Here is a 14,997-nt window from a genome sequence, read left to right as displayed (position 1 = left end):
GGATCTTGGTAAGAATGATAATCGTTCGCGTTGCGATGGCAAAGGGCCTGGTTTGTGGTCTTTGAGCAGTTGGGCCGCCGGCTAAGGGAGCTGGAGCTCTTCAGTCGTCGTCGCCTTCTCCTCCTTCACCGCCTTCGCCTCCCTCTCCTCCTTCGCCACCCTCGCCGCCTTCCCTGTCTTCGCCCCATTCACGGCCTTCCCTTTGTTGGTCTTCGTTGTCATCCCTGTCGTCGTTATCGCGCCGCGATTCCCTGTCCCAGGGCATCCGTTGCTCGTTCAATCCAGGGACCATGCCGCAGCCCGCCACGCCGGCGATCAGTCCGCTGGCGGCAAGAAAGAGGGCGATGCTGGGTCGTGACATGGTCGATCCGAATCGTGTGAGAGAGATTCTGAATGGGCCTCAGCAGCCGTGGGTCGCAGAAGCGGTGGGTTGAAGCGCTGGGTTGGAACGGTCACCCGCCCGGGTGCTTTTTGTTACGAGGCCCGCGCCAGCCAGCCCCACTCCAGCCCGCCCGCCCGCTGCAGCGCCCCCATCCCTTTGTTTCTGCTCCGATGCGTTTCCAGATCGACTCGCTGCTGCCAGCCGACCAGCTCGCCGGTTGGTGCCGTCGTCTGCTCGCTCCCGAGGCCGACTGGCGCCCGGGCCAAGACAGCGCCGGCTGGCATGCCCGAACCGTGAAGCACAACCGCCAGTTGCCGCGGGGTTCGGCCTTGCATCAAAGCCTGCTGCCGCTGGTGCATCAGGCCTTGCAGGGCCATCCCCTGCTGGCCTCAGCCGCCCTGCCGGCGCGGATCCACAGCTTGCGCTTTTGCCGCTCAGGCCCCGGTGAGGGCTATGGCCGCCACGTGGATAACGCCTACATGGCGGAGGGGCGATCCGATCTCTCCTTCACCTTGTTTCTATCGGAGCCTGATGCCTATAGCGACGGCGAACTGGTGCTGGAGTTTCCCCATGGTGAGGAGACCTTTCGGCTCCCTGCCGGCGATTTGATCGTCTACCCGAGCACCCTGCTGCACCGGGTGGAGCCCGTGAGCGATGGCGATCGGCTGGTCTGCGTGGGCTGGATCCAGAGCCGCATCCGCAGCGCCGAGCAACGGGAACTTCTGTTTGAGCTCGACACAGCCCGGCGGCTCCTGTTCAGCCAGCAGGGCAAGGGGGAGGCCTTCGACCTGATCAGCCGCAGCTACAGCAACCTGCTGCGGATCTGGGGCGACTGAAGCGGGCCGGGCATCGATCAAGAAACTGGTTTGGCTGCTGGTCTGGGCTGAGGGCGAGTCTTGGGCTTCAGCCGAGTCTTGGGCTTAAGCCGAGTTTTGGCGCTCCTGACAGCCGGCGCAGAGCCCGAAGAATTCGAGGGTGTGGAACAGGAGCTGGAAGCCACCCAGCTGGCTGGCACTCAGGTGGGCCTCGTGCATCGGGCAGCTCTGCAGCACCACCGTGCTGCCGCAATCGACGCAGGTGAGATGGTGCTCATCCCGTTCGGTGGGAGCGAACAGGGCTTCGCCGCTGGGCAGATGGCGGCAGCGCACCAGGCCGCGTTGCTGCAGGGTGCGCAGGTGGCGATACACGGTGGCCAGACCCATGCCGTGGGGGGTTCCGCGCAGGCGAGCATGGAGCTCCTGGCCCGTGAGTTCCTCGCTGGCCTGTTGCAGTTGCTCCAGCAGATGGGTCTGTTTGGGGTTGAGCTGACCTTGGCGGACCGCTGGATCGGCGACCTGGGCGGCCATGGCGAAGGGCACTGAGAACACCACGCGATCCTATGGAGTGAGCTTCGCTTGTCGCCGCTCGCCAGGGGCTGATTGGCCAAAGCCGGCCTGCATAGCTTCCTGAATGAGTACCATTCTCAAATCGCCGCTGGTCGATTCTGGCGGCCCGATCCGTTTGTTCTGGTCACTCCTTTGAACGCACCGCTCCGCCCGATGGCCCTGCTGGCCGCCGTCCTGCTGGCTTCCTGTGGCAGCGATGCGTCTGGGCCTGCGCCCTCCAGCGATGCCGCCCTCCATGTGGTCACCACCTTCCTGCCGATCACTGAATTCACCAAAGCTGTGGCCGGCACCTGCGCCACGGTGGAGGCCCTGATGCCAACCACGGTCAGCCCCCACGATTTCCAGGCCACCCCCGGTGATCTGGTGCGGCTGCAGAAGGCCGACGTGCTCGTCAAGAACGGCCTGGGCCTGGAAACCTTCCTCGACAAGCTGATCGTCAACGCCGACAACAGCGGCCTCCAGGTGATCGACTCCAGCGCCGGCATCCCCACCCTGGAGAACACTGAAAAAGACGCCAAAGACCCCGACCATGCCGACGGCCACGATCACGGCCACGATCACGGTCCGATCAATCCCCACGTCTGGCTCGATCCCCTCCGCGCCGTCCAGCAGGTGGACACCATCCGCGATGGCCTGATCGCCGCGAAGCCCGACTGCGCCGAGCAGTTCAGCGCCAATGCCGCTGCCTTCGTCGATGAACTCCGCTCCCTCAATGCCGAGTTGGCCAGCCAGCTCAAACCGTTTGCTGGCAAAACCTTCGTGGCCTATCACGATTTCGCCCCCTACTTCGCCGAGCGCTACCAGCTCAAGGTCGCCTTTGTGGTGGAGTCTCCCGAGCTGAATCCCACCCCGGCCGACCTGCAGCGCGTCAGCCAGTTGGTCGAGCAGACCGAGCTCAAGACCCTGCTCAGCGAGCCCCAGGAGGGGCGCCAATCCTTCAATGCCCTCGCCGCCGATCTGGGCGTGAAGATCGGCGTGTTTGATCCGCTTGAAACCGGCCCGGCCGAGGCCGGCAAGCCTGGCTACTACCTCAGCCAGATGCGCCGCAACGGCAAGGCCCTGGCGGCGGCCTTCGCGCCCTGATCTGGAGTCAGAACACTGGGTAGGCTGGGCTGATGGCGGAAATGGTTCTCGAAGTCAGCGGGCTGACGGTCTGCCGGGAGGGCGCCGTGGCAGTGGAGAACGTCAGCTTTGATTTGGCGGCCGAGAGCGATACCGCCCTGATCGGTCCCAACGGTGCCGGCAAAAGTAGCCTGGTGCAGGCCCTGCTCGGCATCCTTCCCCACAGGAGCGGCGAGGTGCGGCTGCTGGGCCGGCGGCTCGGGCGCAAAGGTCAGCTGCCCTCTTTGGTGCGCGACCAGGTGGCCTACCTGCCCCAGAGCTTCGGTGTGCGCAACCGCTGCCCACTCAGCGTGGCTGAATTCGTGGGCCTGGGCTGGGATCCGGCCGGGATTCGGTTCAACTGGGTTGGAGGCGAGGCCCGGCGAGCGGCCGTTCGCCGGGCCCTGGCCAAAACCCACTGCAGCGACCTGGCCGATCGCCTGATCAGCGAGCTCTCCGGCGGCCAGACCAAACGGGTGCTGCTCGCGTTTTGCGTGGTGCGCCCCCGCCGCCTGTTGGTGCTCGATGAGGCCCAGGCCGGCCTCGACAGCCAGATGGCCGAGCAGTTCTATGGCCTGCTGTTCGACCTGCGCCGCAGCGAGGGCTGGACTGTCCTGCAGGTATCCCATGACCTGGAGATGGTGCGCCGGACCTGCGATGGCGTGCTCTGCCTCAACCGCCGCCTTTGCTGCTCCGGGCCGCCCGATCACGCCCTCAGCCCCTCCCAGCTGGAGCGTGTCTACGGCCGGGGTTTCGTTCCGTACCACCATCGCCACGCCAACCCATCCTCCTGATGAGCGAAGCCGCCCCCTTCCTGGAGCTGCTGCAGTTGCCGTTCATGCAGCGGGCCCTCCTCGGTGGCCTGCTCACCGGCGCCCTCGGCGGCCTGCTGGGCAGTTTTGCCGTGTTGCGCCAGCTCTCCTTCTTTAGCGATGCCCTGGGCCACTCGTCGTTGCTGGGCATCACTATCGGCATCCTGCTGGGGCTCAATCCCACCCTGGTGTTGATCCCCTTTGCGGTGATCTTCGCCCTGTTGGTGAGTCGGTTGGTGGAGCGCAGCCGCCTGCCCACCGATGCCCTGCTCAACATCGTCTATTCCTCGTCGTTGTCGGTGGCGGTGGTGGCCCTCAGCTTCGTGCGCACCTACCAGGGCAACATCCAGAGCCTGCTATTCGGCGACATCCTCGGTGTGTCCTGGCTGGATCTGGGCCTGATCTCGGCCCTGCTGCTCACGGCCCTGGCCTATCTGGCCCTCACCCGCCGCGACCAGATCCTGCTCACCATCGATGAATCGCTCGCCCTCTCGCGTGGGGTGGCCGTTCCCGTTCATCGTCTGCTGTTCATTCTTTTGTTGGCCCTGGTGGTGGCGATCTCGATCAAGGCCGTGGGGGTGCTGCTGATCAGTGCGTTTGTGGTGATCCCCGCCTGTGCCTCCCGGTTGGTGAGCAGCCACTTCAATTCCTACGTGCTGCTGGCCTCGGGCCTCGGGGCCCTCTGCGCGGTGCTGGGCCTGCTGCTCTCGGGGGCCTTGAACCTGCCGTCCGGGCCCTGTGTGGTGATTGTGCAGTTGCTGGGCTTCCTGGGTGCCCTGACCCTGGCACCGCGCCAGGGGGCGATCGGTTAGGGATCAGCCCGCCACCAGCCAGCGCACCTGCCTCACCGGCTTGCCGAGCAAGGTGAGCTCCAGGCTGGTGGCATCGATCAGGGCGGCCTGGGCCTGGGGAGCTGCGCTCCTGCCAGCAACGCCGATGGGGAGCAGGGGCCGCAGGGCCAGCAGCAGGCGGTCGCCGGTGGGGTCGTAGTCGAGCCCGGTGCCCGGCTCCAGCTCCCAGCCCTCCAGGGGGCGTCGCTGCAGCACCTGGCCCGCGCGGTTGAGGGCCAGCAGCGTGAGCCTGGGTTGGCCGACCCCTTCAATCAACAGCGCCCAGACCCGCTCGCCACTGCGCGAGCAGGCGCTAGCCACCAGCCCTTCGCTGCCCAGCCAGAGCGAGCGGGGCGCCTGGCCGGGTTCCACCAGTTCCAGTGAACGCCGGAAATCGGGCCAGTGGCGCACCAACAGGGCGCGGCCGGCCACCGGACAGAAACTGCTGAGATCGCGGCTGCCGGGCAGCACCTGCCGCTGGATCGGCCGGGGCGGCAGGGTGCGCAGGGCCAGGCCTTCCTGCTCCGGCACGATCAGCTCGCCGCCCTGGGGGAGCAGGGCCACCGGCCCGCTGCTTTCGATTTCGAGAATGGAGCGGCCGCCGCCGCGTTCCCAGAGCACCAGCTGGTCGTTGCCGGGCTGCCGGGGCGCTGCCTGCACCAGCAGTTCGCCCAGGCGGTTGCTGCTGAGCTGGGCAAAGCGCAGGGGCGGCCCGCCGAAGGGCTGTAAGGTTCCGGCTCCCACCGGCTGGAGGCTTCCAGGCAGCGCCACCAGGTTTTCCTGGCTGATCGGCAGCCGCCAGACCTGGTGATTGGCCTCCAGATCGCGGCTGACAAGGCCAAGGCCGCCACCGTCGGCCATGGGTTCGAGCTCCGGGATCGACGGCCAGACCGGGGTGAGCGGGGTCCAGGCGCCATCGTGCTGGCGCACCTGTACCTGTTCGCCGCCGTTCACCGGCACCACCGCGAGCAGGTGGGGGCGGGGATCCCAGCGCCAGCGGCCACCAGCGAGGGCGAGCCCGCGGCGATCGCGACCGGTCAGTTCCAGCACCAGCGGGCCATCGATCCGCTCGCCTGCCTGCGGCAACAGCAACAGGGGGTTGGACTGGCCCTGCAGGCTGAAGGGGATCGGCGGGTTCAGGCTGCTGCCGGCTGCCACCGAGGAGCGCTCCATCGGCCGGCTGAACTCCAGACTCAGCGCCGCGGGTCCTGAGCTGGCCGCCGCCTGGCGCAGGGATTGCAAGCGGGGCGGCATGCGCACCAACAGCTGCTGCTGGGCCAGGGCCACGCCGACCCCTGCCAGCAACATCACAGCCACCGTGTTCCGGGCCAAAGCTTTCATCGCAGGCCTTTCATGGTTCCAGCGGCCGTTGGGGGCGGGGGATCGGGCGGACCTGGCGCACCCGCACCACACTGCGATTCTGGCCGGCCACGGTTTCGTTCTCCATCACCCCTTCAATCGCCAACCACAGATCGGCTTCGGGGGTGGGTTGATCAGCAGGCCAGAGCACGGGCAGGCCCACCGGCACCGCATCGACCAGGCAACAGCGCACCAGCAGGCGCGCCAGCTGGGGGCGATCACCCGGCACGGGTAGCACGAAGCCGCTGATCTTGACCGGATCGCCCTGGTGCAGCTTGGGGTCCGGTTCGCTGCGCAGCAGGCGCACCCACTCGGTGAGGCTGCGTTGGCCCGGTGGCACAACGAAATTAAGGCCCGGGCCCGGTTGAAAGTCCTGGCTGCGGTTGGCGGCCAGGTCGGCGAAGGAGGGCACCGGCGGCAGCAGCAACACCGCCAACGCCGCCAGGCAGCCCGCCAGAAAGCCCAGGCGCTGGCGCCGTGGTAGCGGCGCCTCCTGACCGCTGACCAGTTCGAGCACGGCCAGCGCCAGCAGCAGCCCGCCACTGATCCACACCAGCGGATGGAAGACGGCGCGCAGGAGCAGGTCGAGACGGCCACTGGCGCCGCTCTGCACCAGCACCACCCCCCAGAGCCCCAGGCTCAGGGCCTTGAGGCCGCTGTTGAAGCCAGGTCGCCAGCTCATAACAGGACTCGATTAGGTAGCAAACTCCGCACACCTCAGGAGTCGTTCCGGCCGTGCTTGACAGCTGCAGATGGCATGAACCACACGCTCGGTCATTGCCGCCAGATTGAACCGCCGATTGAAGCGGTAGCTGAAGGCGCCCAAGTAGCGATCAGCGTACTTTTCGAAGCGAAGGGCATGGAAGCTGCCGCTGAAGCTGGTTTTCAAGTTGCTGAGCACCGTGTTAATCCAACGGAATTCTGGTAATTCATTGGGATGACGACCCTTTACGACCACAGGATGATGGAAGCAACCGACTTCTGCAACGGCGCGAAAGCAAGCCAGCCCATCGGAGATCACTTCACAGCCTATCGCCAGTGAATCTTGGGCCCAATCAGCAATAGCGGCAAAAGAGAACGTGGGCACGGTGGCAAGTTTTATATACCGGGGGTGGCCCGCCTCATCGACAGAGACGGCTGCCACGACCGGCACCTTGTTCTCCGATCCACGACCAGGCTTGCCACCACAGCGTTCTCCGCCAAGGTAGGCATCATCCACCTGCACCCTTCCTCTGAGGACATAGGCGCCATCACGTTCTTTCATTGCCTGCATGATCTTGTTCTGAAGCAACCATGCCGTTCGGTAGTTCACACCGAGATGACGCCTCAGAGCTAGTGAGGAGATTCCTGTCTTGGCTTGGCCGACGAGGTAGAAGGCAAGGAACCAGGTGGTCAGAGGTAACTTTGTTGCCTCCAAGATGGTACCGGCCGTGAGGGTGGCTTGATGACGACAGCTCCGGCACTGATAGCGCTTGTGGCGCCTGCCAATGATGAGCCCGTACTCCTTGCCCTCACAACGTGGGCAACGGAAACCATCAGGCCAGCGCGCCTGTTCCAGGGCAACTTCACATTTTTGCTCGGTTCCGTAGAGCTCAATAAACTGGGGCAGCGACAGGCTGGCCTGGAACTGGATCCGATTCATAGCCATGGCAGTGACGACTGGTATATGCGTACCAGCCTAGGTCCCAAAAGGGCTGCCTGCGGAGCTTGCTGCCTAATCAAGTAACAGGATCAGATTCGCCCATTGGCCAATCAACAGCACCACCAGACCTGCTCCTGCTGCCGTGAGCAGGATGGCGCGCGGGCGCAGCAAGACGCCGAACAGGCCGATCAGCTTGAGGTCGATCACCGGCCCCAGCAGCAGGAAGGCCAGCAGGGCACCGGGTGTGACCTGGGCGGCGAACCCCAAGGCCAGGAAGGCATCCACGCTCGAGCACACCGACACGACCAGGCTCAGCAGCATCAAGCTGAGGATCGAGAGGGTTGGTGCCCCTCCCACGGCCAGCAGCCAGCTGCGCGGCAGCACGGTTTGGACCAATGCCGCGATCAGGCAGCCGAACACCAGCAGCAGGGCCAGGCCAAGAAATTCCGAGCTGCCGTGGCCCAGCACCTCCGCCAGCGGCTGTCGTCGCACCGGCACGTCGGCCGGCAGCGGCGTCGGCGGCTGGCTGCCGATCAATCCGCTGCGGCGATCCAGCAGCGAAACCTGGCTGAGCGGTTGGCTCAGACGCCGTTCTTCCAGCAGCTCCGGGGTGAGCAGCAGGGCTTCGGAGCGTTGGCCCAGCAGGGTGGCCAGCGCCACGGCCACCACCACGGCGCCCAGGGGCCGGGCCAGCAACAACCAGGGCTTATCCGGGAAGGCGGCCCAGGTGCTGGCCAGCACAATCGGGTTGAGCACCGGAGCGGCGAACAGGAACCCCAGCGCCGCGCCCAGGGGCGCACCGGAGGCCAGCAGCCGCCGGGCCACCGGCACATTGCCGCATTCGCAGGCCGGCAGGGCGAAACCGAGGGCAGCGCCGCTGAGCGGCCCGAGCAGCGGTTGGCTTGGCAGCTTCCGCACCCAGCGACCGCCAGGGCTCAGCCAGCGCGCCAAGGTGGCGATCGCCACACCGATCAGCAGAAACGGCATCGCTTCAACGAGCAAGGCCTGGAACAGGGCCCAGGTGGTGGCCAGACGCTGCAGACCCATCAGCTGTCGGCCCGCAGCTGGAACCAGGCGGGAATCGCCTCGAAGCAGGCCGCGTTCTTCTCGTTCTCGCGGGCTTCGGCCTTCCAGCAGCAGGCCCGGCCGGATTCCTGGTTCTGCAACAGGGCATTGGCCCAGCCCCAGACCAGCTCGGCGCTGGCCTCCATGCCCACGTTGGCCATCACGCGCAGATCCAGGCCGCCCTGGGCCTCGAGCTCGCGCCACTGCTCCAGCAATGGGTCGTCGGCATTGACAAGAAAGGTGTGATCGAACTGCTTGGCGAGCTGGGCTTCGAGGGCCTGCAAGCCGGAGAAATCAACCACGAAGCCGTTGGCATCGCGTTGGTGGGCCCGGAACCAGAAGGTGAAGCTGCGGCTGTAGCCGTGCACGAAACGGCAGTGGCCGCTGTGGCGCCACTGGCGGTGGCAGCAGGGGTAGCCGCTGAACTGTTTGGAGCAGCTGTAGGCCGCCGCTGGTGCTGCCGTCATGGGATGGGGGAGGATCGCAGCCACTCGACACTGCAGGCCTTGGAGGCATCATTTCAGCCCCGCCGCACCGCCGCTGGCTCCCTGCCATGGCCTGAGCTGATTGGGGTACTGCGTTTTAACGCGGCGGGTCTGATTCCCGCCATCGCCCAGGACTGGCTCGACGGGGCCGTGCTGATGCTGGCCTGGATGAACGCCGAAGCGATCGAGCAGACCCTGGCCACTGGCGAGGTGCACTACTGGAGCCGCTCGCGTCAGGAGCTCTGGCACAAGGGTGCCACAAGCGGCCATATCCAGACCCTGCGCGGCCTCCGCTACGACTGTGACGCCGATGTGTTGCTGCTGAGCATCGAGCAACGCGGAGACGTGGCCTGCCACACCGGCGCCCGCAGCTGCTTCTTCGCAGATGGATTGACAGCAACAGGCATCAGCGCAGAACGCCTGAACGCTGGTGCCCAGCCGCCGGCCGATGCCTGCAGCGAACTGGCGCGGGTGATCAATGGGCGCCGCGACCATCCCGAACCCGGCAGCTATACCAACAAGCTGCTGGAAGGCGGTGACAACAGCATCCTCAAGAAGATCGGCGAGGAGAGCGCTGAGTTCGTGATGGCCTGCAAGGACGACGATGCCGCTGCCATTGCCGGCGAAGCGGCCGATCTGATCTTTCACCTGCAGGTGGCCCTGGCCCACCACGGCGTCCCCTGGCGGCGGGTGCAGGAGGTGCTGGCGGCCCGGCGAGGAGCGCCAAGGCGCACTCAGGAGCCGTCCTGACCAGCGGCAGACGTTTCAGGAGATCTCTTTTTGCCGGGCCCAATCTCAAGCTCATTCAGGGGCTGTAGCACACCGAAGCGACTGGGTTGGGCATAGAGCCAGCGCAGGGTGGCCAGATCACGGGCCGTGAGCTGCAGCACCGGCACGGCGCCTGGCACCGCAGCCATCGCGTCGCTGGCCTCGGGGCTATGGCCCCAGAGCCCGAAGGCATGGCCGAGCTCATGCAGGGCCGTGGCTTCAGTGGCTTCGCGGCGCTGATCCGGGCTGATCAACACCTCTACGCGCGGCTCAAGGCGCCAGACCCCCTGGCGTTCAGTCTCTTGCAGGGTCAGGCTGGCCCGGCCATGGCTGGCGCGTCTCTGGCCTGGTTCCAGGGAGATCAGCGGGGGGCGGCGGCGGCGAACGAACACCTGCGCCCGGGCTGGATCGTTGACCCGCTGCAGCGGCAGGTGACCCTGCCATTGCCCCAGGGCCGATTCCACGGCCGTCAGCCAGCGCTGCTCAAAGCGAGCGCCCGGACCTTCCAGGCTGGTCGGCTCCACCCAGACGCACCAATGGGCCAGCACGGGCCAGCCGGCGACAGAAGGATCGAGGGCTTGGCGGTAGTCGCCGGAATCAGGCGCCACCTCGCCTGCCGCCTGCCCCTCTGAGCTGGCCGCTGGGTGGGCCATTGGGCTGGCTGCTGGGCTGGTGGCAGGCTCTTGCCACGGCCGGCTGGCTTGCGCAGGCGGGCAGCGATCGCTCGCCAGAGCTGGCAAAGGCAGGCCCAGACCAATTCCCAGCAGCGTGATGGCCCTCAAACAAACGGCGCTTCGATCCACCACCTTCAGCCGGGCAGACCGACGCCCCTGGCCATCAAGGTGGCGAGCAAGGGGATGGTGGCGAAGCCAGCCAATTCGATATTCAGCACCCAGCGCAGGCGCGTGGCCAGGGCTTCGCTCACTTGGGGCAGATCACCCTTGCGCAGCGGAATCGCCCAGAGGATGTAGGTGATCGTGGGATACAGGGAGAGGGCGCCGACAGCCAGGTAGACGCCCACCTTCCACCAGAACAGGGGATTTTCCGTATAGAAGCTGCTGCCCTGGCCGTAATGCAGCACCCGCAGGATGCCGCTGACCAGCACCGCCAAGGCAGCGATGCCGTACACCACGTCGGTGACCACCATCAGGATCGCTTCCCCCCTGGCCGGGTCGGCCTTGATCAGGCGGCGCTCCAGCACGAGCGCGCCGAAGCAGACCATGAAACTGAGGTAGTGGACGTAGGCCACCGCCGCACTGGGCAGCACGCCGCTGGGAAACACGAACCCAGGCAGGGAGAGGCCTGGCAGGGAGAGACCAGGCAGTGAAAGTGCGGGCAGAGAAAGTCCTTGCTGCAGAAAGCCAGAGAGGATCTGGGCAGGAAAGGCGTCGAGAGCGCTCATCGCGGGTGCCATTTCGCCGACGGTAGCGGCCCCCTGGGCTGACACGAGCGCAGGCCGCGATGGCGCTTCAACTCGGTATAAAAACTAATGATTTTGGAACAAAATCAGTAGCCAACCTGTTGATTCGTAGGGGCTAGATGGACTGGCCCAAAAGCACCGTAATTTGAATCAGCCAAGCTGCTGAGAGTTCCATGTCCAGTTCACTCAGTTCCTATCTCGCTGAGATCGGTCGCCATCCATTGCTCACCCCGGTTCAGGAACTCACCCTGGGCCGAAAAGTGCAGAGCATGGTGGCCCTCACCGAACGCTGCAGGCTTTCCGGTGGCACAGGAACAGCTTGCCTGTACTCCGACCTGGAGCGTCGCCACATCCGCAACGGCACCAGGGCCAAGGACCAGATGGTGGTCGGAAACTTGCGTCTCGTCGTCAATCTGGCCAAGCGCTATCAGGGCAAGGGCCTTGATCTGCTCGATCTGATTCAAGAAGGCACGATCGGCCTGTGCCGGGCCGTTGAAAAATATGATCCCACCCGTGGTCATCGCTTCAGCACCTATGCCTATTGGTGGATTCGTCAGGGGCTGAACCGGGCCCTCTCCACCCAGAGCCGAACCATCCGGATTCCCGTCAATGTGAACGAGAAGCTCACGCGGCTGCGGGCGGCCAGGGCCGAGTTGATGCAAGCGAACGGCACCTCCCCCAGTCACGACCAGTTGGCGGCCAAGCTCACGCTTCCGCTTGACCAGCTCGAAGATCTACTGGCCTGCGAACTGCGTACGGTCACCGTCAGCCTGCAGGGGGCGGTAAGCGCCAAGGCAGACCCTTCAGAGTTATTGGATGTGTTGCCCAGCACCCAGCCGTCACCTCTGGAGCAAGCCGAAGTCAGTGAACGCCACGCGGTGGCCTGGGAGTTGTTGGATCGCTCCGATCTCAGCGAGCGTGAGCGCGCCGTGGTGCTGTTGCGCTTCGGACTCGATCAGGGGCACCAGTGGCGAACCCTGGCGGAAGTGGCGGAACAACTCGGCTGCAGCCGCGAGTATGGCCGCCAGGTGGTGCAGCGGGCCCTGCGCAAGATGCGCCGGATCGGCCTGCAAAGTGGCCTGGTGGAAGCAGCCAGGGGATGATCACCGACCGTCGCTGGATAAAAACCGAACTTGCCCGTCTTGTCCGGGGCAAGGATGATGGCTAAGTTCATTGCTGTGGATAGACCCATGGCCTCAACCGAAACCACCGTTGACACCGAGGTGCTCGAGAGCAGCGTCGTTGATGAGGGTGTGCTGCAGCGATTGCTGCGCCGCGCCGGCCGCGCCATCGCCCTGCCTGCTCTCGAATGCCTGGAGCTGCTGCTGGATGGCAACACCCCTCCCCAGGTGCGGATCACGGTGATGGCAGCGTTGACCTACCTGCTGCTGCCGCTCGATCTGATCCCCGATTTCATCCCCGTGGCCGGCTTCAGTGACGACCTGGTGGCGATCACGGCCCTGCTCGGCATGACCGGCAGCCACCTCACCCCGGACATCCGCCAACGGGCAAGGCGCAAGCTGGATCGCTGGTTCCCTCCTTCCCGGTAATGGCGACGCTGAGTCCTGAACAGCTCGATTCCCTGCAGGTGTTTTTGAAAGATTGGTTGCGCCATTCCGGCCGTACCCAATCCGATCTGCGCAGGGCCCTGCGGGCTGAGTCGATCAAGATGCCGGCGCTGCTTGAGGAGCTGCAGCGTCTGCACGTTGAGGCGGGCTTGGGCGCCGTGGCTGAACGGCTCTGCGCCATCGAGACCCAGTGGCAGAGCGAGGAGGCCGTTGATCCCCTCGCCCAGCTGGATCTCGATCTCGACGCGTTGCTCAACGAGATCCGTGAAGGACAGAAAAGTTAGGCCTTTAGAGGCAGAGTGAGAGGCCCTGATGACGCCGCAATGAGCATGCGATCACGCCCGAAGCCCAAACGCCCTTGCGGGCACGGCCAGAACGCCCTCGCCATGGCTCTGCTGCTGGCAGGGGTTGTATGGGGCGGTTCGCCTGCCCTCGACCAGAACCTGGCTCAGAGCGAGTCGTTCCTGCTGGAGCGCGGCAGCAATGTCGGACCGGCCACCCGCGTCAAACCTGTGGATTGCGTCACGGGCCCCGACGGTTCCGTCACCTGCAACACCACCCTGGAGAACCCCCCAGGCGACACGCGTGCCAGGCCGGAATTCAGCCCGTTCAATAATTGATGCGCCGCCTTAAAAACGCCTTTAGCGACGAGGCCTTCATGGGCCTCGTCGAACGGTTTGAGCGGCAACTGGCCAAATTGCTGTCGGTGCTGATCTGCATCGTTCTGGTGGCTGCCACGGTGCAGCTGGTGGTTTCGGTTCTGAGTGAATTCAGCAATCCCGCCAGCGGCTGGCTTGGCGATGACCTGATCAAGATCCTCGGCGATGTGTTGACCCTGCTCATTGCCTTGGAGGTGCTGCAGAACGTCACGGCTTATTTGCGCCGCCACGTCGTGCAGATCGAACTGGTGTTGATCACCGCGCTCACGGCAGTGGCCCGGAAAGTGATCGTGCTGCCGCCAGGAGCTGAGAACAAGCCGATGCTGTTGTTGGGGCTGGGCGTCACGGTGGTCAGCCTTTCGGCCGGGTACTGGCTGGTGCGCAAAGCCGACTTCAGGGATCGGCCCCCCAGAACAGAGCAAGCCAGAGGGTTCCGGGGGCTGGATCTGTAGCCACCACCCGATGGCGGCGGTGGGGTTCGATCAACAGTTGATCTCCTTGGCTCAGCAGAACCCGCTCGTCTGGACCTGAGAAGGCCAGTTCGGCGCTTCCTCTTAACAGCGTCAGCCACTCGCTGAACGGCTGGTCCTGCCAACTGCCGCTGTAACTGCAGGAGTGGATGCGCTCCAGCCACAACCCCGGAGTCTCCACCAGGCGCTGCTTGTATTCCTGGCCGGAATCAGGGCACTGGCCAACCAGCAAGTTGGCGGGTTGTGGTTGCTCGGGCTCAGCGGCTCCAGGTCCCTCTCCCCAGCGCCGACCGATCGCAAAGCCGTGCTGCAGCGCCAGGGCCACCACGGCTTGGTGATCAGCGCAGTTGCGCAGGGCTTCGCCGAGGCCGAGATCGCGTTGACTCAGGGCCACAAAGGCATTGAGCTGCTCCACCTTGGTGAGAAACAGCTGGAGGTCTTTCTCAGCCATGGATCCAGGAGCGCCCGCCAACCACTTGTTTAGGCCCGCAGCGGCATTGGCAGGTTCAGCCCTGCAGCCATTTCGACATCCGAAAGCGATGAAAAATGACGCCAGCGAGGGGCAGGGTCTCGAACCTGTCGACCTGCCAGCCCTCACGCTCAAACAACGGCCTGGAGAGAAAGCTGGCCTCGGTGCGCAGCTTCGGGGTGCCGGCATCGCGGGCGAGCGCTTCAAGGGCCCGCAACAGGGCCCTGCCGCGCCCTTGGCGGCTGGAGCGTCCACGGCAGTAGAGGAGGGAAAGGCGATCGGCGGGTTCGAGCAGGGCGAACGCCTCAATGCCCTCGCCCCCAGAACCGGTGCTGACCAGACCGGTGCCACGCTCCAGCTCCCTGGGCAGAGAGGCCCGGCCGGCGGCAAGCTGGGCCCAGGCCCGCACCTGCTCGGGGCTGTACAGACGTGGGGCCTGGCTGAGAACCGCGTCGCGGTAGACCTCAACGATTTCAGGGTGGTCCTGGCTGGTGAGGGGGCGCAGCGAGGTCATGGTGAGGAGCGGCTGCGAAGAAATGAAACGAGATCTGACCGCTCGGCCGGATACACTCGCAATGGTGA

The 14,997-nt window shown here is 65.4% G+C and carries 21 protein-coding genes; 10 read left to right on the top strand and 11 right to left on the bottom strand.

What is annotated here, in order from left to right:
- Positions 1-100 precede the first annotated feature (100 nt).
- Positions 101-361 (bottom strand): hypothetical protein, encoded by a 261-nt coding sequence (locus tag BM449_RS15100; RefSeq protein ID WP_071801684.1) that lies wholly within the window; start codon positions 359-361, stop codon positions 101-103.
- Between the two features lie 191 nt (positions 362-552).
- Between BM449_RS15100 and BM449_RS13690 the strand changes: the two genes are divergently transcribed.
- Entirely contained in the window at positions 553-1,218 is a 666-nt protein-coding gene (locus tag BM449_RS13690) for a Fe2+-dependent dioxygenase (protein WP_071801683.1), read from the top strand.
- 84 nt (positions 1,219-1,302) lie between these two features.
- Here BM449_RS13690 and BM449_RS13685 read toward each other — a convergent pair whose 3' ends face one another.
- Positions 1,303-1,728: a transcriptional repressor gene (locus tag BM449_RS13685; protein WP_071802312.1), complete on the bottom strand. Its 426-nt coding sequence runs from the start codon at positions 1,726-1,728 to the stop codon at positions 1,303-1,305.
- A 171-nt stretch (positions 1,729-1,899) separates the two neighbouring features.
- On the opposite strand from BM449_RS13685, the gene BM449_RS13680 reads away from it, so the two are divergent.
- Genes BM449_RS13680 through BM449_RS13670 form a run of 3 tightly spaced genes read left to right on the top strand, consistent with a single transcriptional unit; the run spans position 1,900 to position 4,492 of the window.
- Positions 1,900-2,850 (top strand): zinc ABC transporter substrate-binding protein, encoded by a 951-nt coding sequence (locus tag BM449_RS13680; protein ID WP_233830811.1) that lies wholly within the window; start codon positions 1,900-1,902, stop codon positions 2,848-2,850.
- Between the two features lie 32 nt (positions 2,851-2,882).
- Positions 2,883-3,662, top strand: a complete 780-nt coding sequence (locus BM449_RS13675; protein WP_071801682.1) for a metal ABC transporter ATP-binding protein — start codon at positions 2,883-2,885, stop codon at positions 3,660-3,662.
- Positions 3,662-4,492: a metal ABC transporter permease gene (locus tag BM449_RS13670; protein ID WP_071801681.1), complete on the top strand. Its 831-nt coding sequence runs from the start codon at positions 3,662-3,664 to the stop codon at positions 4,490-4,492. The genes BM449_RS13675 and BM449_RS13670 overlap by 1 nt, the downstream gene beginning before the upstream one ends.
- 3 nt (positions 4,493-4,495) lie before the next feature.
- Here BM449_RS13670 and BM449_RS13665 read toward each other — a convergent pair whose 3' ends face one another.
- The 5 genes from BM449_RS13665 to BM449_RS13645 form a co-directional block, all read right to left on the bottom strand.
- Positions 4,496-5,851, bottom strand: a complete 1,356-nt coding sequence (locus BM449_RS13665) for a hypothetical protein (RefSeq protein ID WP_071801680.1) — start codon at positions 5,849-5,851, stop codon at positions 4,496-4,498.
- Positions 5,852-5,861: 10 nt separating this feature from the next.
- The gene (locus BM449_RS13660; RefSeq protein ID WP_071801679.1) at positions 5,862-6,551 is read right to left on the bottom strand and encodes a TIGR03943 family protein; all 690 of its coding nucleotides are present in this window, start codon (positions 6,549-6,551) and stop codon (positions 5,862-5,864) included.
- Between the two features lie 12 nt (positions 6,552-6,563).
- On the bottom strand, positions 6,564-7,517 hold the full coding sequence (locus tag BM449_RS13655; protein WP_071799713.1) for an IS1595 family transposase: 954 nt from the start codon (positions 7,515-7,517) through the stop codon (positions 6,564-6,566).
- Positions 7,518-7,583: 66 nt separating this feature from the next.
- Positions 7,584-8,558, bottom strand: coding sequence for a permease (locus BM449_RS13650; protein ID WP_071801678.1), 975 nt, complete (start codon positions 8,556-8,558; stop codon positions 7,584-7,586).
- The gene (locus tag BM449_RS13645; RefSeq protein WP_071801677.1) at positions 8,558-9,043 is read right to left on the bottom strand and encodes a 6-carboxytetrahydropterin synthase; all 486 of its coding nucleotides are present in this window, start codon (positions 9,041-9,043) and stop codon (positions 8,558-8,560) included. Before BM449_RS13645 ends, BM449_RS13650 begins: the two co-directional genes overlap by 1 nt.
- A gap of 81 nt (positions 9,044-9,124) precedes the next feature.
- Between BM449_RS13645 and hisIE the strand changes: the two genes are divergently transcribed.
- Positions 9,125-9,811, top strand: coding sequence for a bifunctional phosphoribosyl-AMP cyclohydrolase/phosphoribosyl-ATP diphosphatase HisIE (hisIE, locus tag BM449_RS13640; RefSeq protein ID WP_071802310.1), 687 nt, complete (start codon positions 9,125-9,127; stop codon positions 9,809-9,811).
- Here hisIE and BM449_RS13635 read toward each other — a convergent pair.
- Together BM449_RS13635 and BM449_RS13630 are read right to left on the bottom strand one after the other, a co-directional pair.
- A complete protein-coding gene (locus BM449_RS13635) occupies positions 9,796-10,482 on the bottom strand; it encodes a peptidase (protein WP_071801676.1) in 687 nt (228 codons plus the stop codon). The two genes, hisIE and BM449_RS13635, sit on opposite strands and share 16 nt — an antisense overlap.
- A 155-nt stretch (positions 10,483-10,637) precedes the next feature.
- Positions 10,638-11,231: a DUF2214 family protein gene (locus BM449_RS13630; RefSeq protein WP_083544572.1), complete on the bottom strand. Its 594-nt coding sequence runs from the start codon at positions 11,229-11,231 to the stop codon at positions 10,638-10,640.
- Between the two features lie 191 nt (positions 11,232-11,422).
- Here BM449_RS13630 and BM449_RS13625 point away from each other — a divergent pair, with 191 nt between their 5' ends.
- From BM449_RS13625 to BM449_RS13605, 5 genes are all read left to right on the top strand, one after another.
- Positions 11,423-12,352: a sigma-70 family RNA polymerase sigma factor gene (locus BM449_RS13625; protein WP_071801675.1), complete on the top strand. Its 930-nt coding sequence runs from the start codon at positions 11,423-11,425 to the stop codon at positions 12,350-12,352.
- 87 nt (positions 12,353-12,439) lie between these two features.
- Positions 12,440-12,799: a DUF1232 domain-containing protein gene (locus BM449_RS13620; RefSeq protein ID WP_071801674.1), complete on the top strand. Its 360-nt coding sequence runs from the start codon at positions 12,440-12,442 to the stop codon at positions 12,797-12,799.
- Positions 12,799-13,101, top strand: a complete 303-nt coding sequence (locus BM449_RS13615; protein WP_071801673.1) for a hypothetical protein — start codon at positions 12,799-12,801, stop codon at positions 13,099-13,101. Before BM449_RS13620 ends, BM449_RS13615 begins: the two co-directional genes overlap by 1 nt.
- A 102-nt stretch (positions 13,102-13,203) precedes the next feature.
- The gene (locus tag BM449_RS13610) at positions 13,204-13,437 is read left to right on the top strand and encodes a hypothetical protein (protein ID WP_071801672.1); all 234 of its coding nucleotides are present in this window, start codon (positions 13,204-13,206) and stop codon (positions 13,435-13,437) included.
- 38 nt (positions 13,438-13,475) lie between these two features.
- Positions 13,476-13,928 carry a phosphate-starvation-inducible PsiE family protein gene (locus BM449_RS13605; protein WP_233830809.1) on the top strand — a complete coding sequence of 151 codons (453 nt, stop codon included), beginning with the start codon at positions 13,476-13,478 and terminating at the stop codon, positions 13,926-13,928.
- Here BM449_RS13605 and BM449_RS13600 read toward each other — a convergent pair.
- Together BM449_RS13600 and BM449_RS13595 are read right to left on the bottom strand one after the other, a co-directional pair.
- The gene (locus tag BM449_RS13600) at positions 13,870-14,397 is read right to left on the bottom strand and encodes a Nif11 domain/cupin domain-containing protein (RefSeq protein WP_071801670.1); all 528 of its coding nucleotides are present in this window, start codon (positions 14,395-14,397) and stop codon (positions 13,870-13,872) included. The genes BM449_RS13605 and BM449_RS13600 overlap by 59 nt on opposite strands.
- Before the next feature lie 55 nt (positions 14,398-14,452).
- Complete coding sequence (locus BM449_RS13595; RefSeq protein WP_071801669.1) at positions 14,453-14,929, bottom strand: GNAT family N-acetyltransferase; 477 nt, start codon at positions 14,927-14,929, stop codon at positions 14,453-14,455.
- Positions 14,930-14,997: the final 68 nt, after the last annotated feature.

Origin of the sequence: Synechococcus sp. SynAce01, from assembly GCF_001885215.1 — a bacterium.
Classification (GTDB): Bacteria; Cyanobacteriota; Cyanobacteriia; order PCC-6307; family Cyanobiaceae; genus Regnicoccus; species Regnicoccus frigidus.
This window is presented reverse-complemented; position numbering and strand designations above follow the sequence as displayed.